Genomic DNA, 20,474 nt, shown 5'->3' on the forward strand with positions numbered 1-20,474 from the left:
CGCCCACGCAGCGCGAATGGAGCCTGAAGGAAGGCCTGAGGCGACCTTCACAGCTGCGGAGCGTCACGGTACTCCACATAGGCGCGGCCCCGAATCTCCTGAATCCACAGTGCATAGGCTTCGTTTTGCTTTTTCTCGCGCAGCACACCGCGCGCCATCTCCCGCTGTTCACGTTGCGATAGCTGGGTCTCGCGGCGTTCAAGTACCTGAATAAGATGGACGCCAAAACGGGATACCAAGGGATCCGAGACCTGATTGGGTGCCAGCCCGTTCATGACTTTCTCGAACTCAGGCACAAACATGCCGGTGCTTGCCCAGCCGAGGTCACCGCCTTCCTTTGCGGAGGCATCGTCGCTGTTCTCACGTGCGAGTGCCGCGAAATCAGCCTGCCCGGCCTGGATGCGTCTTTTAAAACCCGCCAGCTTCTCCACCGCGGCGGCTTCACTGAGCTGTGGCGTCAACCGGAGCAGGATATGCCTGGCATGGGTTTGTGCCACCATCATGCCGGGCATGCCGCCTTGCCGTTTTTCGATGACTTTGAGGATGTGAAATCCCGCCCCGCTTCGAACCGGCCCCGCGAGACCTCCCGCCTGCAATTTGCTTGTCGCCTCAACAAAGAGATCAGGATAGCGGTCTGCAGTCCGCAGCCCCATCAGGCCACCTGAAGCGCGCGTAGGAGACGCTGAAACTTCGGCGGCCAGTGCCGTGAAGTCGGCACCGTTGCGGGCACGGTCCATCACCTGCTGGGCCTTGGCCTGCAGTGCTGCGACTTGATCGGGCGTGGCATTTTCCGGCACGGCCACCAGAATTTCCGCGAGGTTGAGAGCCAGCGAAGACGATGGGGTGCCGCCATCCTGATCACGCAGAAATTGGTCGACTTCCTGCTCCGTAACCGTCGCACGCGCCTCCAGTTCTCGCTGGCGCAGGCGGCTGACCAAAAGCTCGTCCCTCAATTCCGAGCGGAATTGGGCATAGTCAATCCTGTCTGCCTTCAGGCGGTTGCGCAGCTCGTCGACCGTGATCTGGTTTTGGCTGGCGACGGTCTGGACCGCAGCTTCGACGGCATTGTCATCGACCCGCAGACCCGAATTGCGCGCCATTTGCAGCTGCGCCTTGTCGCTGATCAGGCGTTCCAGAATTTGTCCGACCAGCTCACTGCGCGACGGCACTGTCGCGCCCATCTGAAGCATTTGTTGCTCGGTCCGAATCAACTTGCTTCGAACCTCGTTGTTGGTAATGGGTTCGGAGTTGACCACGGCAACAATGAAGTCAGCCTGCCGCTGCGCGCTTCCTTGCGCCGACGCAGTCCGGGAGCCCGTGGCCGCGTCGGGCAGGCGCAATGTACCGGATGGCCGCAACCCCTGCGCCTGAGCACCCACCATCAGCACAATCGTCAATGCCAAGACCGTTGTGGCGGCTTGAGTGGAGTTCAAAAAGAATCTTGGGACGGCGCGGTTATTAGTCATAAGTAGTAAAGCGGCTTGGCGTGCTGGTATTCTCACGCAGATATTGGTAACGTGGAACATTCGACTTCAGGGTTTCCAGGGGGTTGGAGCCGAGGCGCGAAAACCCCACAAGTTCAAGCTGAAACAGGATTTTGGTATCCGAGCTTCCGGTCCCGGTTTGAGAGCGCTGCAGAACCACGCGCCCTATCCAGCAGCAACCATCGTATTCAACACCGATGATCGAGTCGACCAGTTTTTTGTCCAGCACGCTGTAATTCAGGCGCCCAACGGCATAGTAGCGGCCGCCTCCCTGGCCCTGCCCAGCGCCCAGATCTTTTCCCTTGTCGCCCCATAAATCATTGATGGGCCACTGCCAGCCCACGTCAATTTGTTCACTGACATTGCGCTGGCGCCGGAATGCGGCGCTGATAACACGGTAATTGCTGGGGTTGTAACGCACACCGATCGACGTCCGCTCGGACTGCCTGGTTTTCGGGTTGTACTGGACTGTGCTGTCGAAAGACCACTGCGGCACCCAATTGACGGACGCACCAACCAGCAAGTCGCTGATGCGATCAGTGACCGGCAGCGCCCCCGGCAAGGTCACTTTCTGATCCTCGAATCGCAAGCGCTGAGCAATGCCGACGCGCACGGCTTCTGCGCCGGTCGCAGGATCCAGCAGGCGCGAGGTAACGCCCAAGGTCAACAAGTTGGCGTCTGAAATGCGGTCATTGCCGACAAATGCGTTTTCGGTGAAGACCGTGGCAAAGTTGAAGTCGTTGGACCCTGAGTCGTAGTTGGGCAGCAGGCTCTGGTCACGATAGGGCGTGCGCACATAAAAGGCGCGCGGTTCCAGCGTCTGGGTAAAGTTCCGGCCCAGGAACCCGGCGTTACGCTCAAACTGCACGCCGCTGTCCAGGCTGAACGTAGGCACCACACGTGACGCCGTTGTTGCGCCGTTGGGCAGCGCCGAATCAAATTTGTAACTCGTGGCATGCAGCTGCACTTTGGGGGTAATGTACCCCGCAGGCAGCAGCCAGGGGCGGCTCAGTTGCAGCCGCGTGAACGCCCGATCACTGTTGGGCTGGTTGGTCAGCTGGCGGTTCGCGGAAAAACGGGTGAAGTCCCCCTCCACCGACCAGTCAAAGCCTTTGCCCAATCCCACCACGGGCGCGTCCACACGGGTGTATGCCGCTGCAAACTGGGGCAGACGGTCGTAGGGTGGGACGATGGGCGAAGTGACATCCTGCAAGGTCTGCCACTTGAGCGTTCGCACGGACGAAGAAAAGAATCCACGATTCCACGACAAACTCGCATCTTGGGACAGAAGGCGCTGGGTCGTCGCGCCCTTGAGAGTCGGGAAGTCACGCCAATAATCGTTGTCGCTCACCCGGTTCAGATTGAGGTTGATGCCCAGGTCGCCGACGGATGACAGGCCGCTACTGATGGCACCCGCGTGCTGATAACTGTAGGACCAGCGGTCGCGGTTGCGCAATTTGTCGCCGGGAAGGAAATTTCCTCGCAGCTCGCCCGTGTACTTTGGCTCCAGGTAACGAAATTCGCCAGCGAAGTCTATCCCGCGTTTGGTCAGGATTCCCGGTGAAAAAGTCGCGTCCCGATTGGGCGCAATATCAAAGTAATAGGGCTGCCGATACTCAAAACCGTTCACCGAACCCATGCCGACCGTGGGCGGCAAAAGGCCCGACTTGCGCTTGTCGCTCAATGGAAAACTCACCCGGGGGAAGCCCAAAATGGGTACATCCTTGAAACGCACAACCGCCCCGTTGGCAACACCCACCTCTCGCTCCAGGTCGAACTCGAAGCTCCTGGCGCTCAATACCCACGAGGGCTCCCAACTGGCCTCGTCATTGCGCTCGCAGGTGGTATAGCTCGCGCGCTGTGCTGTCAGGTTATTTTCATCAATGAAATCGACCCGTTCCGCCTGTCCGTTGCCCCCATTACTGAGGAAACGGTAAGTCGGCGTGGTGAAAAAGCCTTCAAACCGGTCCAGCTTGATCTCAAGCTCGGGACCCTCAAACCTGTTGCCCGCCCGGTTGATGCGAACATTGCCGCGGCTTTTAAGCTGGTCTTCAGGCTGGTAGTACTCAATGCGGTCCGCGCGGATGGCGGTAGACCCGCGGCGCAATTCCGCATTGCCGTCAATCACGGTTTCAAGATCGGGGCGGCCGGAAATCCGGTCGCCAAAAACAAATGTGGGGCCCTTGTCCTGGGGATCGCTGGAAACCTGCTCGGCCAGCTGGGGCGAAGACTTGAGTTTCGGGGTGTCGCCTGCGGGCCGGTCCGCGGGGGGGACGGCGGAAGCGGCCTGAAAAGGAGCAGGTGACGCAGCCGGAGTTTGGGCGAACGCCGTCCCGGCACCGGTCATCCCCAGTGCTGCGCAAACCACCAGCGTGGAGACAGCTTGAGCTATCGGGGAAAGAATAAAGGGCGAAGGGGATGCGCGGCGCATCGTTTATGTGAGATAAACCCGTTTGTAAAATCAGGCCTGATTATCCATGACCCTCCACCCCGTCCCCACAATGTCGAACCAGCGCCCAATTGCAGGGCTGGCAGGGACTCCAGAAACATGACCACTCCTTCCATTGCCTGGGCCGACCCGGCACGTGCCATGGCCTTCGAAGCCTGGCTGACTGCCGCTGCCCCCCAGCACAATCTGCGGATCGACACCATCAGGCCGGCATCAGCTGACGCAAGTTTTCGCCGCTACTTCCGGGTGGACGCCGCAACAGGCGATGGCAGTTACATCGTCATGGACGCACCACCTGCGCAGGAAGATTGCAAACCTTTCGTCAAGGTCGCCGGCCTGATGAGCGGCGCCGGCTTGATTGCCCCGCGCGTACTGGCCTGGGATGAACCAATGGGCTTCATGCTGCTAAGCGACCTGGGTGCGCAGACCATGATGGAAGCAATTAGACCGCCCGCCGAGGTTGACGCTATCGCCAGCCCCACTCCGGCGCACTACGACCTGTATGTAGATGCGGTGGAGGCCTTGGTGCGCTGGCAACTCGCCTCCACGCCCGGCGTGCTTCCGCCCTATGACGACGCACTTCTCTCGCGCGAGCTGTCGCTCTTTCCAGACTGGTATGTCGCCAAACATCGCAGCCTGGCGCTGGACACTGGCCTTCAGGACAAGCTGAACGTCATCTTCGAACAGATCAAGGCCAGCAACCTGAATTCGCTGGATGGCGCACGGGTGTTTGTGCACCGCGACTTCATGCCCCGCAATCTGATAGCCCCCACGCTTGTCGCTTCGCGTACTACGCTGCCCCCTCAAGGGGCTAATTTTCCTAGGGGCGGCCCGTCGGAAAATTTCACGGCCCCTCAGCGCGGCGCGACAGGCCTTGGCGTGCTGGACTTTCAGGACGCGGTCTACGGCCCCATCACCTACGACATCGCCAGCCTGATGCGCGACGCCTTCCTGAGCTGGGAAGAAGATTTCGTACTGGACATCACCGTGCGCTATTGGCAAAAAGCCCGCAAGGCCGGCCTGCCGGTCGGTGACGATTTTGGCGAGTTTTACCGGGCCGTGGAATGGATGGGCCTGCAGCGCCACCTCAAGATTCTGGGCATCTTTGCGCGCCTCACGCTGCGTGACGGCAAGCCCAAATACCTGGCCGACACGCCCCGCTTCATCAAATACGCCCGCAACACCGCTGCGCGCTACCGGCAGCTCGGGCCGCTGATGGTGCTGCTCGACGAGATTGAGGGCAATGAAACCCGTGTGGGCTACACCTTCTGATGCACCATCAGGCCATAGCGCCCGCTGGTTCTGCGCAAGCAGCTATTATTTTTATAGCATTCACAGCAAGCACCTAACAATGCATCCTCCTGCACCAGCACCATGACCGCCCGGTTTTTCGCTGACATCGCACTGGCGTCTGGCAGCACCGTCAGCCTGCCGCCGTCCACTGCGCGCCACGTCCAGGTCTTGCGGATGCAGCCCGGCGACGCCCTGACAATATTCAACGGCCAGGGCAACGGCCAGCCCGGCAGCGAAGGGGAATTTGCCGCCACCGTCGAGCGCATGGGCCGCAGCGACGTGGAGGTCCTTATCGGCGGCTACACCGCCACGGCACGCGAAGCCAGCCGTTCCGTTCACCTGGCCGTCGGCATGCCCGCCAATGACCGCATGGACTGGCTGATTGAAAAAGCCGCCGAATTGGGCGTGGCCAGCATCCAGCCCTTGATGAGCGAGCGCAGCGTGCTGCGCATCAAGGGTGAGCGAGCCGACAAAAAAATCGCGCACTGGCGGGGCGTCGCCATCGCGGCCTGTGAGCAATGCGGCCGCAGCCGCATACCACCCGTTCACGACGTCGATAACCTGTCTGACTGGCTCAAAAGCGCGGGGCAGGGCACAGCTGGCGGCACCCGGCTGCTACTCTCATTACAAGACGGCAGCCGGCCGCTGGCCGAAGCGGTGGCCGCAGCTGGTGCCGGCGCGCTGACCTTCCTGAGCGGTCCCGAGGGCGGCCTCAGCGCGGCTGAAGAAGCTGCTGCCATGGCTTGCGGCTTTGCGGCCGTCACCCTCGGCCCGCGCGTGCTTCGGGCCGAAACCGCACCGCTCGCCTGCCTGTCGTTTCTCGCAGTGACAGGCGGCACGCCATGAACCGCAATCTCTGGCTGCTGGCCGTCTGCCAGGGCCTCTTTCTCACCAACAACGTCACCTTCATCGCCATCAACGGCCTGGTCGGCCTGAACCTGGCGCCGCTGGGCTGGATGGCGACACTGCCCGTCATGGGTTATGTGGTGGGTGGCGCGCTGTCCACGTCCGTGGTGGCGCGCACGCAAATGCGCTTCGGGCGCAAGATTTCCTTCCAGCTGGGCCTGCTGGTGGCCGCCGCCTCGGCCCTGCTGTGCTGCTATGCGGCTTACAGCAAAAATTTCTGGCTTCTGGTGGCCGCCACAGTGGTGGCGGGCTACTACAGCGCCAATGCACAGCTTTACCGCTTTGCCGCGGCCGAGCTCGCCCTGCCGGCCTTTCGCGAGAAGGCCATTTCCCTGGTCATGGCAGGCGGCCTGCTGGGCGCCGTCGCCGGGCCCAACCTGGCGGCCTCTACGCGGGGGCTGACCGACGTGCCCTTTGCAGGCGCCTACCTGGCGCTGGCCGGCGTGGCGCTGCTGTCGATGGCGCTGCTGGCATTCATCCGGTTTCCGCCGCCGCCCGAGGCGCATGCCAGCCGCGGTGGCCGGCCACTTCGCGAAATCATGCGGCAGCCGATCTTCATCGTGGCCGCCGCAGCCGGTGCCCTGGGCTTTGGCGTGATGAACCTGCTGATGGCGGCCACGCCAATTGCCATGCAGGTTTGCGGCCTGCCGTTTTCCAGCGTCGCGCTGGTGCTGGAGTGGCACGTGATCGGCATGTTCGCACCCGGTTTTTTCACCGGTCACCTGATCCGGCGCTTCGGCACTTTGCCCATCATGGCGGTGGGTCTGGCGCTCAACGTGGTGTGCGTGCTGATCGCGCTCTCGGGCGTGGAGCTCAAGGAATTTCTGGCGGCGCTCTTTTTGCTGGGTCTGGGCTGGAATTTTCTTTTCACCGGCAGCACCACCCTGGCGCTTGAGACCTATCGGCCGGAAGAAAAAGACAAGGCGCAGGGCGCGCTCAATTTCTGTATTTTTGCCGTGCTGGCGGTTTCCTCGCTGGCCTCCGGCGTGCTGGTGACCACCCAAGGCTGGGCGCTGTTGAACCTGGGGTCACTGCTGCCGCTGGGGCTCACCGCCGCCGCGCTGGCCTGGCTTGCACTCGGCCAACGCAAGGGACAGAAGGCCTGAGAACCTGGTTACGCCTCGCACCGTGTCAGACATTGCGGTCAGGCTGGGCATGGAACCCGGTGATGTCGCCAGTTACTGCTATTGTTTTTATAGCTGTTTGCGCCCGTTCTTATTGGGCTGAAGCCGAATTTCTCTTGAGATTTTCTTAACCGCTAGAAGCGGGCGTCCAGCCAGGCCTTGAGCGTGTCAAACACCGGCTCCGACTCGACTTCATTGAATATCTCGTGATAGAGGCCCTCAAAGCACCGCGACGTCACCGTACCGGCGGTCACGGCCGGTGAGTGGGCCGCGTTTTCCGAGAAAGCGCGGCTGCCGGCCGGATTGACCAGCCGGTCCGCACCCGCATACATCAGCAGCGTAGGCGTGCGCCATTGGGCGGCGGCCGCCACCGTCGCGGGACCCGCTGTCGCGATGAATTTGCCCAGGCGTGGCGAGATTCTGTCGTGCACCAGCCGGTCGGTGAAGTATTTTTTGACCACCTCTTCATCGTGCGAGATGTAGCGCGCGTCCAGGCCGTTGCCCACACACAGGTCGGGTGCCAGCCTCGGCATAAAGGCCAGCAGCAGCTTTTGCAAGACGTTGAGCCCCGGCTCCAGCGCGGGAGAAGACATCACGAGGCCATCCACGGGGCGAATGCCCAGTGCGACAAACCGGCTCACCACCAGACCGCCCATGCTGTGGCCAAGCAGAACCAGGGGAAGATGCGCAGGCGGCTGCGGGCTTCGTCCGTCCGCGTTGACCTCCTCCAGAAGGCGCACGCAACGCAGGCGCGTGTCGTCGACTATTTCGGCCAGGTCGTCCAGCAGTGCAGTCTCATTGGGCAGCACACCACGGACCCCGCCCGATTCGCCATGGCCGCGCTGGTCGTAGGCACGCACGGCAAAACCCCAGTCGAGCAATTGGCTGGCGACATGGTCGTAGCGGCTGGCGTGCTCGCCCAAGCCATGGACCAGCAGCACCATGGCGCGCGGCGGCAACGCATGTTGACCCCCTTCGATGGCCAAAGCATCCAGTGGCCACTCATAGAGAGCCAGGTTCTCGCCGTCGCGGGCGGTGAAAGGCGCTAGGACGGTGGAATGCATGCGGCAGCAAAAGCCTGGCTTGAAACAAGCGCTGCCGGCAAACCGCGGCGCAAAGAAGGGTAGCTCACCCGCATCAACCGGGAACACGGGCCATCACATGCGCGACCGCGGCGGTCAGCTTCTTCGCATAGGGCACGTTCAGGAACTCGTTAGGGCCGTGCGCATTGCTCTTGGGGCCGAGCACACCGCAAACCATCATCTGCGCCTTGGGGAAGCCCTTGCTCAGCATGTTCATCAGCGGAATGGTTCCGCCCTGGCCTATGGTGCCGCAGGGCGCGCCGAAGAAGCTTTGCGACGCATCGTTGAGCGCGTTCTCAAACCAGGGTACGGTGCTGGGCGCATTCCAGCCGGTGGCGCCGCCGTTGCTTTCAAACGTGACTTTGGCCTGGTAAGGCGCATTGTCTTCCAGCAGTGTCTTGAGTTCCTGCACCGCGGCGCCGGCGTCGATCAGCGGCGGAAAACGCAGCGAGAGCTTGAAAGCGGTGTAGGGGCGCAGCACATTGCCTGCATCCTTGAGGGCCGGAAAACCTTCGGCACCCGTCACGCTCAGCGTCGGCCGCCAGGTGCGGTTGAGCAGGGCTTCCACCGGGTCGGTCGTGGTGGGCAAGGCAAATGCGCTGGAGCCTTCGCAGTCGTAGTGCGCCCAGGGAAAGCGCTTGTAGATTTCTTCGCCGAGGATTTTGGCGGTGGCCTGCGCCTGCGCCAGCCGGTCGGCCGGAACCTCACAGTGAAAGCTCTGCGGCAGCAGACGACCGGTCTTGCTGTCTTCCAGGCGGTCCAGCACCTGGCGCATGATGCGAAAGCTCGACGGCACCAAGCCGCTGGCGTCGCCGGAGTGCACGCCTTCGGTGAGGATTTCCACCTTGAGCACGCCCGCCGCGTTGCCGCGCAGGCTGGTGGTCAGCCACAGCTGGTCGTAGTTGCCCGCGCCGGAATCCAGGCACACCACCAGCGCGACGTCGCCCAGGCGCTCACGCAGCGCATTGACGTAAGGCAGCAAATCATAGGAGCCGCTTTCCTCGCAGGTTTCGATCAGGCCAACGATGCGCGGGTGCGGCACGTTCTGCGCTTTGAGCGCCTGCACCGCGGCAATGCTGGCGTAGACCGCATACCCATCGTCGGCGGCGCCACGGCCATAAAGCTTTCCATCTTCGTACTTGGCCATCCAGGGGCTCAAATCATTGCGCCAACCGGTGAACTCGGGCTGCTTGTCGAGGTGGCCGTACATCAACACGGTTTGCGTCGAATCGGCGCGCGTGGCCGGGATCTCAAAGAACAGCACCGGGGTGCGGCCTTCGAGGCGCACGATCTCCAGCTTGAGGCCTTCGACCTTCTGCGCCTCGACCCAGGCCGCCGCATTGCGCATGACGGTGTCGATGAAGCCGTGCTGCGCCCAGTCGCTGTCAAACGTGGGGGACTTGGCTGGGATGGAGATGTAGTCGGTGATCTGTTTGACGATGTCGCCGTCCCATTGGGCCGTGACCTGAGACAGGGCCTGGGCGGCGTTGAGGATGCTGGCGGGAATTTCGCGGTGCAGTGGGGCGTTCATTGGAAAGGCTCCGGGAACAGGAATATCGGCTTTTTTAGGACAGCGTTTTGCTGCCGCACCTGCTACTGTACGCTTCCGACACAGACCGTGCCACCGGCCAAGGGAAGACCCGCAATTGGAGAACTCAACCTACAGCGCCTCGCAGGCGGCGTGGGCAAAGATAACTCCTCTAATTGGACGAGAAAGCAGACAAGTACGCCACGGAGCCGCCATGACACCAGCAAGCCGCGCACACGCGCCATCTTCCGCCGCCACGCCTTCCACGGCAGCCGATTCCCGCATCCGCGCTGGCGTGGGCGGCTGGACCTTTGAGCCCTGGCGCGACAACTTTTTCCCGGCCGGCCTGGCGCACAGCCGCGAACTCGAATACGCAAGCCGCCGGCTGAGCGCCATCGAGGTCAACGGCACCTACTACGGCACACTCAAGCCGGCCAGCTTCAGGAAATGGCACGACGAGACGCCGGACAACTTCATGTTTTCCCTCAAGGCCTCGCGCTACGCGACCAACCGCCGGGTGCTTGCCGAGGCGGGCGAGTCCATCCAGCGCTTCACTGAAAGCGGCATCAGCGAGCTGGGCGACAAGCTGGGCCCCGTCGTCTGGCAATTCATGCCCGGCAAGGTGTTTGAGGCAGGGGATTTCGAGGCGTTTCTGTCGCTGCTGCCCAAACAGGTGGACGGCCGGGCGCTGCGCCATGTCGTCGACGTTCGCCACGAGAGCTTTATGTCGCCCGATTACCTGGCCTTGGCGCGCCGTTACAAGGTCGCCACTGTATTTACCGACTCTGACAAATTTCCGTCTTTCGCCGACCTCACGGGTGACTTCGCCTATGCCCGCCTCATGATGAGCGAAGCAGGGCTGGAGACCGGCTACGAGGAAAGCGCGCTGAACGCGTGGGCTGAGCGCGCGCGGCAATGGGCTGACGGCTCCGCGCCGGCCGACCTGCCGACGCTGGAAGAAGCCCCGGCACAGGGCAAGGCGCGCGACGTGTTTGTGTATTTCATCAACGGTGCCAAGGAAAGGGCGCCGGCGGCGGCCATGGCGTTTTTAAACCGCCTGGGCTTCACGCCCTCTGCTTAACCATAGACCGCCATGGCTTCGCCGAGCCGTATTTCGCGGCCGGGCGCCCACTCGGCATTGAACTGCAGCGGCCCTTTGGGAAACAGCATGACGACTGTGGAGCCCAGCAGGAAGCGGCCCATTTCCTCGCCCTGCTTGAGGCGAATGGCGGAGGCTGGCTCGTCGGGGTAATCCCATTGCCGCACCACCTTGCCGCGCGGCGGGTTCACCACGCCGTGCCACACCGTGGCCATGCTGCCAACGATGGTCGCGCCGACCAGCACCAGCACAAAGGGCCCGCGCGCCGATTCGAAAACGCAGACCACGCGCTCATTGCGCGCGAACAGCCCCGGCACGCCGCGTGCGGTAACAGGATTGACGGAAAACAGGTCGCCCGGCACATAAATCATGCGTGTCAGCCGACCGCCTGCAGGCATGTGGATGCGGTGGTAGTCCCGGGGGCTCAGATAGAGCGTAGCGAAATGGCCGTCCTGGTAATGCGCCGCCAGCGCCGCATCCCCGCCCACCAACGCAGTGGTCGAATAACTGTGACCCTTGGCCTGAAAGATCTGGTCCTTCTCGATCGCACCGAACTGGCTTATTGCACCGTCCACCGGCGAAATCAGCTCGGCATTGGCCAGCGGCCGCGCGCCGGGCTTGAGCGCACGCGTGAAGAAGTCGTTGAAGGTGAGATAGCTCGCAATGTCGGAGTTGAGCGCCTCGTCCATGTTGACCTGGTACTTGGCGACAAAGCGGCGGATGATTTCGGTGGTGACCCAGCCACGCTCGCGCGAAGCTACAAAACCGGCAAAGTTGGTCAGCGCCTGCTTGGGAAACAGGTATTGGGGGAGGACGGCGAATCGGTCGGACACTAGGCGGCTTGAATGGAGGGAGGAAGGGCCATTCTATCGACGCCGAAACGTCTTTTCCGCCGGATATCGGCGTGCTACTGTGCGGGATAACCCGCCTCGGCCAGCGCAGCCGCCACGGCTTGCCGGCCTTGCGAAGATTGCACCACAACCTTTTTGCCGGGCAAGTCCACACTGACCTGCGCCGCTGCATCCAGCGATTTGATGGCCTGGGTGACGGCGCCAACGCAGTGGCCGCAGCTCATAGCGGGGATATTAAATTCCATAAAGACTCCTTGGAAGCTGTCTGAGAGATTGGTACAGGGATTACCCAGAAGTCTGAACCTTCCCATGGGGGCAGGGTCAAGCGTAGCCCGGCAAGTCCTGCCTCGATTCAGGGCTATTACACCAAGGCGCTTGACCCTCCCATGGTGGTAAGGTTGAGACTACAGGCATGAACACCCCATCCACGTTAAAAACATCTCCCGTCATGCCGGCGCTGACCGAGTGGCAGTTTCCCGTCCAGGGCATGAGCTGCGCGTCCTGCGTGGCGCGTGTGGAACGTTCGCTGGCCAACGTCCCGGGCGTTGAGGACGTGAGCGTCAATTTCGCGACCGAACAGGCCAGCGTCAAGGTGCGCGCCGGTGTCGGCATGGACGCCCTGAAGACCGCCGTCGCCAAAGCCGGCTATAGCGTGGCCGAACAATCCTTGCGGCTCAAAATAGACGGCATGACCTGCGCCTCCTGCGTGTCGCGCGTCGAGAAGGCGCTCAAGCAGGTACCCGGGGTGCTGTCGGCCAGTGTCAACCTGGCCGCTGAAACCGCGGAAGTCAGCGTGGCCGGCGACAGCGCCTTATTGCCTGCGCTGATGGCGGCAGTGGCCAAAGCGGGCTACCACGCGCGTGAAATCCCCGCTTCCGGCACTCCCGCGGACAAACCCGCCGCCGCCTGGTGGCCCATCGTGCTGGCGGCTGTCCTGTCTGCGCCGCTGGCGCTGCCCATGGTCGGGACGCTGTTCGGCAAGGACTGGATGCTGGGCGGCTGGTGGCAATGGCTGCTGGCCACGCCGGTGCAGTTCTGGCTGGGCGCACGCTTTTACCGCGCCGGCTGGAGCGCCTTGCGCGCTCGCACTGGCAATATGGATTTACTGGTCGCGTTAGGCACCTCAGCCGCCTACGGCCTGAGCATCTATCAATTGCTGCGGCATGGCGGCCATGGCATGGCTCACCTGTATTTTGAAGCCTCGGCAGTCGTCATCACACTGGTGTTGTTGGGCAAATGGATGGAAGCGCGCGCCAAACACCAAACGACCGCCGCCATCCGCGCGTTGCAGGCGCTGCGCCCCGACACCGCGCGCCGTCGGCGCGATGGAAGGGACGAAGACGTAGCCTTGCAAGACATACAGCTCGGCGACCTGGTGGTGGTGCGCCCTGGCGAACGCATCGCGGTCGACGGCGAGATCGCCGAGGGCTCCACGCAGGTGGACGAATCGCTGATCACCGGCGAAAGCCTGCCTGTTGCCAAGCATGCGGGCGACCACGTGACTGGCGGCGCGGTCAATGCCGAAGGCCTGATCGTGGTGCGCACCACGGCCATAGGCGCGGAGTCCACGCTGGCCCGCATCGTGCGCATGGTCGAATCGGCCCAAGCCAAAAAAGCACCGATACAGCGGCTGGTGGATCAGGTCAGCGCGGTGTTTGTGCCTGTGGTAATTGCCATTGCCCTGGTGACGCTGCTGGGCTGGGGCCTGGCCACGCAGGACTGGGAGGCGGCCATCCTCAATGCGGTCGCTGTGCTGGTGATTGCCTGCCCCTGCGCACTCGGTCTGGCCACGCCTACCGCCATCATGGTGGGCACCGGCGCCGCCGCTCGCCAGGGCATCCTGATCAAGGATGCGGAGGCGCTGGAAGTGGCGCACAGCGTCAAGGTAGTGGCTTTTGACAAAACCGGCACGCTGACCGAGGGCATGCCCGAACTGGTAGCGCTGGAGCCCAGCGCCATCGCTGCTGATGAGTTGCTGGCCTGGTCGGCCGCCATCCAGTCGGGCAGCGAACACCCGCTCGCCCGCGCGGTCACACGACGCGCGGCGGAGCAGCAGCTTGAGATTCCCGCGGCGACAGAGTTGCGCGCCGTCGCCGGCCGCGGCATGGCCGCCGTGGTGGCAGGCCGCGAACTGCGGCTCGGAAGCCCGCGCTTCATGCAGGAGCTGGGTCTGGACTTGAACAACCTCGCCGCACTGAACGCTCGCGCCAAAAAGCTCGAAGCCGAAGGCCGCACGGTGTCATGGCTGGCCGAAGTCACCGGAACACCGCGGCTTCTCGGGCTGATGGCGTTTGGCGACACGCTCAAAAGCAGCGCGGCGCCGGCGATTTCCCGCCTCCACGCATTGGGCATTCAAACTGCTTTGGTGACCGGCGACAACCGCGGCAGCGCCGAAGCCGTGGCGCAGCAACTCGGAATAGACCTTGTGCACAGCCAGGTATTGCCGCAAGACAAAGCCGCCATCATCGGCCAGCTCAAAGCTGGCGTGCAGGCGCAAAGCGGGCGTGTGGCCATGGTGGGCGACGGCATCAACGATGCGCCGGCCCTGGCCGCGGCCGATGTGGGCATCGCGATGTCCACCGGCACCGACGTGGCCATGCACGCAGCCGGCATCACGCTGATGCGCGGCAACCCGGCTCTGGTGGCGGACGCCATCGATATTTCGCGCCGCACCTACGCCAAGATCCGCCAGAACCTGTTCTGGGCCTTTATTTACAACGTGGTCGGCATTCCGCTGGCTGCGCTGGGGCTGCTCAGCCCCGTCATCGCCGGCGCCGCCATGGCGCTGAGCAGCGCCAGCGTAGTGATGAACGCCCTGCTGCTGCGCCGCTGGAAAGGAAGCACCCATGACTGACACCATTGATACAGGCCCGCTCAACATCGGCCAGGCCGCTGCGCGCTCAGGCGTGTCCGCCAAGATGATTCGCCACTACGAGTCGCTGGGCCTGCTGCCCACGGTGCACCGCACCGACGCGGGCTACCGCCAATACGGCGAAAAGGAAGTGCACACGCTGCGCTTCATACGCCGCGCCCGTACCTTGGGCTTCAGCATGGCCGAGATCACTGAGCTGCTCAAGCTGTGGCAGAACAAGCGCCGCGCCAGCGCAGACGTCAAACGCATCGCACTGGCCCATGTGGCCGACCTGGAGCGCCGCATCGAGGAGATGGAGGCGATGAAGCAGACCCTGGGGCACCTGGCGCATTGTTGCCAAGGCAACAGCCGGCCCGACTGCCCTATCCTGACCGAGTTGGCGGCTTGATCGCGGCTGAATGAAATGTCCGGTTCTGGCGAGCGGCAGCGAGCCGTCGGATTTATCCTGAGCTGTTGATGGACGCTCCATCGCCCTGACGGATTGCAGCATGCCACTTGTTTCTGAAGCACCTACCCTGTTGCCCGACCCAGTTGACGCCGGCGCTGGCCCGGATGACTGGGCGCACATCACAGCCACACTGAACCGCCACGGCAGCGCTGTGCTGCCACAGCTGCTGAGCGCGCAGGAATGCGAAACCGTGGCCGGGCTGTATGCCGATGCGTACCATTTTCGCAGTCGCGTGGTGATGCAGCGACACGGCTTCGGCCAGGGCGAATATCAGTACTTCAATTACCCGCTGCCGGACATCGTGGCGCGGCTGCGCACCGCGCTTTACCCGCAGTTGGTGGGCGTGGCCAATGCCTGGAACCAGGCCATGGGGATTGGCGTGCGCTATCCGCCGGTTCATGCCGATTTCCTCGCACGCTGCCACGCGGCAGGCCAGCAGCGGCCTACACCGCTGCTCTTGCAATATGGTCCTGGAGACTACAACTGCCTGCACCAGGACCTGTATGGCGAGCACGTGTTCCCGATCCAGGTCGCCGTACTGCTGTCGCGCCCGGGCGAAGATTTCACGGGCGGCGAGTTTGTGCTGACGGAGCAGCGCCCGCGCATGCAGTCGCGGCCCGAGGTGGTGCCGCTGCGACAGGGCGACGCCGTGGTATTTGCCGTGCATCACCGGCCGGTGCAGGGCAGCCGCGGCTTTTACCGGGTAAACATGCGGCACGGCGTCAGCAGGGTGCGCAGTGGCCACCGGCACACGCTGGGCATTATTTTTCATGATGCTGAGTAAAGGAGATGGTGTGACCTTGGGGCTTTTCGATGAGGTGCCGGCGCCATACACCGCGCCCGAGGTGATTGCACCGGGCGCCATGCTGCTGCGCGGCTTTGCCCTCGAGGTGGACGAAGTGTTGCTGCAAGCCGTGCAAGACGTCACCGCGGCCGCGCCGCTGCGCCACCTGGTCACGCCGGGCGGCTACACCATGTCGGTCGCGATGAGCAATTGCGGCGCGCTGGGCTGGGTGTCCGATCGCAGCGGTTACCGCTATGACGCGAAAGACCCGCTTTCAGGCCGACGCTGGCCGGCCATGCCGGCCAGCTTTGCCGAACTGGCACTGTGCGCCGCAGCGGAAGCGGGTTTCGGCAATTTTCGGCCGGACGCCTGCCTGATCAACCGCTATGAGCCCGGCGCGCGGCTTTCGCTGCACCAGGACAAGGACGAAGGCACCATGGAGGCGCCGATTGTGTCGGTGTCGCTGGGCTTGCCGGCGGTGTTTTTGTTCGGCGGCCTGAATCGCAGCGACCGCCCCGCGCGATACCGCCTGGTGCATGGCGACGTGGCGGTGTGGGGCGGCCCGTCACGGCTGGCTTATCACGGAGTGGCGCCGCTGGCCGAGGGCGAACATACGCGCCTGGGCAGGCAGCGCATCAATTTGACGTTTCGTTGCGCGCGGTGAATATTCCGAACGCGCTCAGGCGCGTTCGCGAAATTTTTTCAGCCAGCCCAGCCCGGCCGGAGTAGCGCCGGCTTCTGCGCCGCGCAGCGGTTTGTATTCACACCCTACCCAACCACTGTAGCCGAGCTCGTCGAGCAGCGCGAACAGATAGGGGTAGTTGATCTCACCGACATCCGGCTCATTGCGGCCGGGCGCGCCCGCAATCTGCAGATGGCCGACGTGGCCCGTGGGCAGGTATTTGCGCAGTTTCATGGCCAGGTCGCCTTCAACGATCTGGCAGTGGTACAGATCCATCTGCACCTTGACATTGGGCACACCGACTTCGCGGATGATTTCATGCGCATGGTCTTGCCGGTTCAAAAAGAAGCGCGGAATGTCGCGGGTGTTGATGGGCTCGATCAACAGGTCCACACCCACCTTGGCCGCCAGTGCGGCCGCCTCGCGCAGGTTGTTCACATAGGTCGGTTGCACCGCTTCGCGCTCCACCCCGGCGGGCAGTGTGCCCGCCATCACGTGAATGCGCGGGCAGCCCAGCGCCTGCGCATACTCCAGCGCAATCGCGATACCGGCACGGAACTCCGCCTCATAGCCCGGCAGGCAGGCCGTACCTTTTTGCGAGGAAGCCCAAGCCTTCTCGATGCTGGCCACATCCACACCACCCGGCGGGGCGTTGAACAGCACCAGCTGCTGGCCGTACTGCTGCAGGATGGCTTTGAGCGCCGCTGGTTCCCATGCATACGGCGAGAGGATCTCCACAGCCGTGAAGCCGTCACGCGCAGCAGCGGCAAAGCGTTCGGCCATGGGTAGCTCGGTGTACATCCAGCTGAGGTTGGCGGCAAATTGGGGCATGGGTTTCAGGGGCTAGGTGTGTCGGGGCCAGGCGCGGACTGGCATTCCCAGAATATCCGCGCGGTGCAGTGGCGGCAAATCTCCGGATCCAGCTTGTTGAAGATGGTGGCGATGGCGGTGAACTTGTCGGGGAACTGGTGCTCTGGCCCGAGCACGCTGGTAAAGCCGGTCTTGCGCCACATGCGGATCACCTCGGGCCGCGGCCGGTGAAAGTACAGATCGCCGCCCATGGCGCGGCGTGCGGCGAGTTCAGCCTCCCAGAGCTCGGCCCCAGCCAGGTCAATGAAGTTCATGCTCTTGCCCATGACAAGCAAGTGTTTTTGCGGCTGAGGCTGGGTGCGCAGCGCGTGCAGGATGTCGGCGACGTGCTGTGTCGCGCCAAAGTAGACCTCGCCCTCCATGCGCAACAGCTTAAGTTGTGGACATTCCGGCAAGGTCTGGGGCGTTGCTTCCATTGACGCGTCTGCCTTCTGTGGAGAAACGACATCAACCCCCGCATCAACGCTGTTGTCAACCACGACAAACTGCCGGTCCAAGCCACGGCTGTCAAAGCCCATGGTGCGCATCGCAGGCTTTGACGTGCGGTAGAGGAAGGACATCAGCGACAAAATCATGCCCAGCAAGATCGCGATCTCCAGCCGTATGGTGACGGTCGCCACCATGGTGGCCATCGCCACCCCAAAGTCGCTGCGGCTCAAGGTGAACAGCTGGCGCCAGCGCGCGAAGTCCAGCAGCGCGAACGCCACCAGCACCAGCAGCGCCGCCAGCGCGGCCATGGGGATTTGCGCGAGTAGCGGCGCGCTCACCGCCACCAGCGCCAGCAGCAACAATGCCGAAAACACCGAGGCCAGCGGCGTGCGCGCACCGGCCTCCAGGTTGGGCATGGAGCGGTTCATCGAGCCGCAGGAAACGTAGCTCGAGAAAAACCCGCCAACGATGTTGGACAGGCCCTGGCCGCGGAACTCGCGGTTGGCGTCTATGCGTTGGCCCGAGCGCAGCGCCACCGTCTTGGCGATCGAGATCGCCTGGCCCAGCGCGACGATGGTTAGCGCAAACGCCAGGCCGATAAGGTCGGCGGCCTGCGCCCAGCTGATGCGCGGCACTTCGAACCTCGGCCAGGGTATGGGGATCTGGCCCACAGTACGCAACGACGCGGAGGGTGCGGCACCGGGATGAAGAAGGCCGCTCCACACCCAGGCCAGCGCAGTGGCCACCGCCAATCCAATCAACATGTACGGCCAGTTGCGGCGCAGGTGGCGCAGCAGCAGCGCGACACCCAGGGTGATGGCCGCAACACCCAGCGCCATGGGCTGGGCGGAGGTGATTTGGGTGAGAACATGTCCCAGAACCGCCGCCGCGCTGTGTTCAGGCGCGGCCGCCAGGCCCAGCAGGTCGGGCAACGCATGCACGGCGATCAGCAGCGCCGCGCCCGAAGTAAAACCAAACAGCACCGCCGGTGAAATGAAGTTGGCCAGCACACCGAGGCGCAACGCGCCAATCAGCCACTGCATGACGCCCACCATCACGGTGACGGCCAGCGCCAGCTGAATGTAGAGCGGGCTAAAGGCCATGGCCAGCGGCGAGAGCATGGCGAACAGCGCCAGCGAGTTGGCGTTGGTGGGCCCCGACATGACATGCCGGCTGGAACCGAAAAGCGCGGCGATGATGCAGGGAATCACGGCGGTGTAAAGGCCGTAGGCCGGCGGCAGGCCGGCCAGCGTTGCGAAGGCAATGCCTTGTGGCAGCACCAGCACCGCGCCCAAGAGACCCGCCATCGCGTCGGCCCGCACAGTAGCAGGCGACACCTCGCGCACCCAGTCGCCAAAAAGGCGTTCCAGGAGAGGGGTCGATGACCGGGATTCGCTGGGGGCTGAGGGTTCCATCACGAGGGCCTGAGCATACCGCGCCCAGCCCCCGGTCATCCAGAGCGGCGATCAGGTCAGGTCGGACAAACGCAACAGCAAACCGGCAAGCGCCGACAAGCGCCGACAAGCGATCAAATCTGCTCTAGACGACGTTGCACAGCCAAAACCAGTGGCTGGATTGCGGAGTCCGGGAACGGCGCTACGCTGCTGACGTTAATCTCGCAAAGCACATAGTGCTCAGAGGCATCGACGAGAGGCTCGCCGAACATGAAATCGCAGTCCCACAAGAAGGGAAGCCGCTCGTGCGAGAGGCCGACGCGTGCACGAAGCAACTCGACCCACTCGGTCTCCAGTCGTTCCTTCAGGTACCGGAATTGCGGCAGGTCCGCGGCGTAGTACAGCCTCGGGCCGGATTGCGGCGCTGGCTGGCCAGGCGCGGCGGGGTAGAGCGCATTCACCGACTGGTGTCCGAACCCCTCGACCCGGTCCTCCACCAAATAGGCCCTAACCATGCCTTCCACCAACCGTGGTTGCCATGCCTGGTCGATCATGTGCCCGCCATTCGCCGGCTCGAAGTACGGAGCCATTCTTGCCAGCAGCGCCGGAAGCTCCATCAGCTCCTCGTCGCTGCCACGCTGGGCGTGGCGCACTCGCACACGCCCAGGTGCGGCCATGGGGTCAACCAGTTCCACGCGCCAAATACCGATGCCGCTGTGGCCCCGGTATTGCTTGAGCACTCGCGGCCCCCCGCGGAGCCGCTCCGGCAATTCCTCCTCAAGTTGCTTGAGGCTTTCGATTCGGCAAACGTCACTACCGAACGGGAGATCGCGCGTGTGGAAAAGGACGTCCTTGGTTCCCAGCTTCAGGATGGTCTCCGGGTGCGCGCTGACCACCACCCCCGCTTCGGCAACCCGACGCAACATGGTATCCAGGAGGTCCCGCCTTCGTCCACCCTCGATAGGGTTGCACCAAGCGAGCACCAGGCGGCAGTCGCGCAACTGCGCTTCCACTTCCTCAGCGAAGGCATCGTTGTACACAGCCGGGACGGCGGTCACTCCGGCGGCTGCAAACGCCTCGAACAGGGCAGCAAAACGGCTTTCAGCCGGATCTGCGCGATCCCGCATGGGGCGATCACCTGGATAGAGCAATGCGACGGAGGGTCTGGTCATGATCAGC

At 63.4% G+C, this 20,474-nt stretch carries 17 protein-coding genes; 8 read left to right on the forward strand and 9 right to left on the reverse strand.

Features of this window, described 5'->3' with window-relative positions; all coding sequences use genetic code 11:
- Positions 1 to 47 precede the first annotated feature (47 nt).
- On the reverse strand, positions 48 to 1,466 hold the full coding sequence (locus AC1D1J_RS15665) for a peptidylprolyl isomerase (protein WP_477688193.1): 1,419 nt from the start codon (positions 1,464 to 1,466) through the stop codon (positions 48 to 50).
- Complete coding sequence (locus AC1D1J_RS15670; RefSeq protein WP_477688194.1) at positions 1,459 to 3,915, reverse strand: LPS-assembly protein LptD; 2,457 nt, start codon at positions 3,913 to 3,915, stop codon at positions 1,459 to 1,461. The genes AC1D1J_RS15665 and AC1D1J_RS15670 overlap by 8 nt, the downstream gene beginning before the upstream one ends.
- Before the next feature lie 117 nt (positions 3,916 to 4,032).
- Here AC1D1J_RS15670 and AC1D1J_RS15675 point away from each other — a divergent pair, with 117 nt between their 5' ends.
- From AC1D1J_RS15675 to AC1D1J_RS15685, 3 genes are all read left to right on the forward strand, one after another.
- Complete coding sequence (locus tag AC1D1J_RS15675) at positions 4,033 to 5,205, forward strand: aminoglycoside phosphotransferase family protein (RefSeq protein ID WP_477695180.1); 1,173 nt, start codon at positions 4,033 to 4,035, stop codon at positions 5,203 to 5,205.
- Between the two features lie 102 nt (positions 5,206 to 5,307).
- A complete protein-coding gene (locus tag AC1D1J_RS15680) occupies positions 5,308 to 6,072 on the forward strand; it encodes a 16S rRNA (uracil(1498)-N(3))-methyltransferase (RefSeq protein ID WP_477695181.1) in 765 nt (254 codons plus the stop codon).
- On the forward strand, positions 6,069 to 7,238 hold the full coding sequence (locus AC1D1J_RS15685) for an MFS transporter (protein WP_457281929.1): 1,170 nt from the start codon (positions 6,069 to 6,071) through the stop codon (positions 7,236 to 7,238). Before AC1D1J_RS15680 ends, AC1D1J_RS15685 begins: the two co-directional genes overlap by 4 nt.
- Before the next feature lie 152 nt (positions 7,239 to 7,390).
- On the opposite strand, the gene AC1D1J_RS15690 is transcribed toward AC1D1J_RS15685, so the two are convergent.
- Together AC1D1J_RS15690 and AC1D1J_RS15695 are read right to left on the reverse strand one after the other, a co-directional pair.
- On the reverse strand, positions 7,391 to 8,320 hold the full coding sequence (locus tag AC1D1J_RS15690; RefSeq protein WP_457281928.1) for an alpha/beta hydrolase: 930 nt from the start codon (positions 8,318 to 8,320) through the stop codon (positions 7,391 to 7,393).
- 73 nt (positions 8,321 to 8,393) lie between these two features.
- On the reverse strand, positions 8,394 to 9,869 hold the full coding sequence (locus AC1D1J_RS15695) for a M20 family metallopeptidase (protein WP_457281927.1): 1,476 nt from the start codon (positions 9,867 to 9,869) through the stop codon (positions 8,394 to 8,396).
- Between the two features lie 211 nt (positions 9,870 to 10,080).
- Here AC1D1J_RS15695 and AC1D1J_RS15700 point away from each other — a divergent pair, with 211 nt between their 5' ends.
- The gene (locus tag AC1D1J_RS15700; protein ID WP_477695182.1) at positions 10,081 to 10,947 is read left to right on the forward strand and encodes a DUF72 domain-containing protein; all 867 of its coding nucleotides are present in this window, start codon (positions 10,081 to 10,083) and stop codon (positions 10,945 to 10,947) included.
- Here AC1D1J_RS15700 and asd read toward each other — a convergent pair.
- Both asd and AC1D1J_RS15710 read right to left on the reverse strand, forming a co-directional pair.
- The gene (gene asd, locus AC1D1J_RS15705; protein WP_477667059.1) at positions 10,944 to 11,798 is read right to left on the reverse strand and encodes an archaetidylserine decarboxylase; all 855 of its coding nucleotides are present in this window, start codon (positions 11,796 to 11,798) and stop codon (positions 10,944 to 10,946) included. The two genes, AC1D1J_RS15700 and asd, sit on opposite strands and share 4 nt — an antisense overlap.
- A gap of 74 nt (positions 11,799 to 11,872) precedes the next feature.
- Positions 11,873 to 12,061, reverse strand: a complete 189-nt coding sequence (locus tag AC1D1J_RS15710; RefSeq protein WP_457281924.1) for a heavy-metal-associated domain-containing protein — start codon at positions 12,059 to 12,061, stop codon at positions 11,873 to 11,875.
- Between the two features lie 167 nt (positions 12,062 to 12,228).
- Here AC1D1J_RS15710 and AC1D1J_RS15715 point away from each other — a divergent pair, with 167 nt between their 5' ends.
- From AC1D1J_RS15715 to alkB, 4 genes are all read left to right on the forward strand, one after another.
- A complete protein-coding gene (locus AC1D1J_RS15715; RefSeq protein ID WP_477695183.1) occupies positions 12,229 to 14,670 on the forward strand; it encodes a heavy metal translocating P-type ATPase in 2,442 nt (813 codons plus the stop codon).
- Entirely contained in the window at positions 14,663 to 15,076 is a 414-nt protein-coding gene (gene cueR, locus AC1D1J_RS15720; protein WP_477695184.1) for a Cu(I)-responsive transcriptional regulator, read from the forward strand. The genes AC1D1J_RS15715 and cueR overlap by 8 nt, the downstream gene beginning before the upstream one ends.
- A gap of 100 nt (positions 15,077 to 15,176) precedes the next feature.
- Positions 15,177 to 15,920 carry a 2OG-Fe(II) oxygenase gene (locus tag AC1D1J_RS15725; protein WP_477695185.1) on the forward strand — a complete coding sequence of 248 codons (744 nt, stop codon included), beginning with the start codon at positions 15,177 to 15,179 and terminating at the stop codon, positions 15,918 to 15,920.
- A 10-nt stretch (positions 15,921 to 15,930) separates the two neighbouring features.
- On the forward strand, positions 15,931 to 16,584 hold the full coding sequence (alkB, locus tag AC1D1J_RS15730) for a DNA oxidative demethylase AlkB (RefSeq protein ID WP_477695186.1): 654 nt from the start codon (positions 15,931 to 15,933) through the stop codon (positions 16,582 to 16,584).
- 15 nt (positions 16,585 to 16,599) lie between these two features.
- Here alkB and otnI read toward each other — a convergent pair whose 3' ends face one another.
- The 3 genes from otnI to AC1D1J_RS15745 all read right to left on the reverse strand — a co-directional run bounded on the left by otnI (position 16,600) and on the right by AC1D1J_RS15745 (position 20,467).
- Positions 16,600 to 17,433: a 2-oxo-tetronate isomerase gene (gene otnI, locus AC1D1J_RS15735; protein ID WP_477695187.1), complete on the reverse strand. Its 834-nt coding sequence runs from the start codon at positions 17,431 to 17,433 to the stop codon at positions 16,600 to 16,602.
- 5 nt (positions 17,434 to 17,438) lie between these two features.
- Complete coding sequence (locus tag AC1D1J_RS15740; protein WP_477695188.1) at positions 17,439 to 19,316, reverse strand: SulP family inorganic anion transporter; 1,878 nt, start codon at positions 19,314 to 19,316, stop codon at positions 17,439 to 17,441.
- Positions 19,317 to 19,429: 113 nt separating this feature from the next.
- On the reverse strand, positions 19,430 to 20,467 hold the full coding sequence (locus AC1D1J_RS15745) for a Cj0069 family protein (RefSeq protein ID WP_477695189.1): 1,038 nt from the start codon (positions 20,465 to 20,467) through the stop codon (positions 19,430 to 19,432).
- Positions 20,468 to 20,474: the final 7 nt, after the last annotated feature.

The sequence above is a fragment of the Polaromonas sp. P1_F8 genome, from assembly GCF_056405635.1.

Coding starts and splice junctions, on each gene's coding strand:
- AC1D1J_RS15665 (WP_477688193.1), bottom strand. CDS start 1,466: ATGACTAATAACCGCGCCGTCCCAAGATTCTTTTTGAACTCCACTCAA.
- AC1D1J_RS15670 (WP_477688194.1), bottom strand. CDS start 3,915: ATGCGCCGCGCATCCCCTTCGCCCTTTATTCTTTCCCCGATAGCTCAA.
- AC1D1J_RS15675 (WP_477695180.1), top strand. CDS start 4,033: ATGACCACTCCTTCCATTGCCTGGGCCGACCCGGCACGTGCCATGGCC.
- AC1D1J_RS15680 (WP_477695181.1), top strand. CDS start 5,308: ATGACCGCCCGGTTTTTCGCTGACATCGCACTGGCGTCTGGCAGCACC.
- AC1D1J_RS15685 (WP_457281929.1), top strand. CDS start 6,069: ATGAACCGCAATCTCTGGCTGCTGGCCGTCTGCCAGGGCCTCTTTCTC.
- AC1D1J_RS15690 (WP_457281928.1), bottom strand. CDS start 8,320: ATGCATTCCACCGTCCTAGCGCCTTTCACCGCCCGCGACGGCGAGAAC.
- AC1D1J_RS15695 (WP_457281927.1), bottom strand. CDS start 9,869: ATGAACGCCCCACTGCACCGCGAAATTCCCGCCAGCATCCTCAACGCC.
- AC1D1J_RS15700 (WP_477695182.1), top strand. CDS start 10,081: ATGACACCAGCAAGCCGCGCACACGCGCCATCTTCCGCCGCCACGCCT.
- AC1D1J_RS15710 (WP_457281924.1), bottom strand. CDS start 12,061: ATGGAATTTAATATCCCCGCTATGAGCTGCGGCCACTGCGTTGGCGCC.
- AC1D1J_RS15715 (WP_477695183.1), top strand. CDS start 12,229: ATGAACACCCCATCCACGTTAAAAACATCTCCCGTCATGCCGGCGCTG.
- cueR (WP_477695184.1), top strand. CDS start 14,663: ATGACTGACACCATTGATACAGGCCCGCTCAACATCGGCCAGGCCGCT.
- AC1D1J_RS15725 (WP_477695185.1), top strand. CDS start 15,177: ATGCCACTTGTTTCTGAAGCACCTACCCTGTTGCCCGACCCAGTTGAC.
- otnI (WP_477695187.1), bottom strand. CDS start 17,433: ATGCCCCAATTTGCCGCCAACCTCAGCTGGATGTACACCGAGCTACCC.
- AC1D1J_RS15740 (WP_477695188.1), bottom strand. CDS start 19,316: ATGGAACCCTCAGCCCCCAGCGAATCCCGGTCATCGACCCCTCTCCTG.
- AC1D1J_RS15745 (WP_477695189.1), bottom strand. CDS start 20,467: ATGACCAGACCCTCCGTCGCATTGCTCTATCCAGGTGATCGCCCCATG.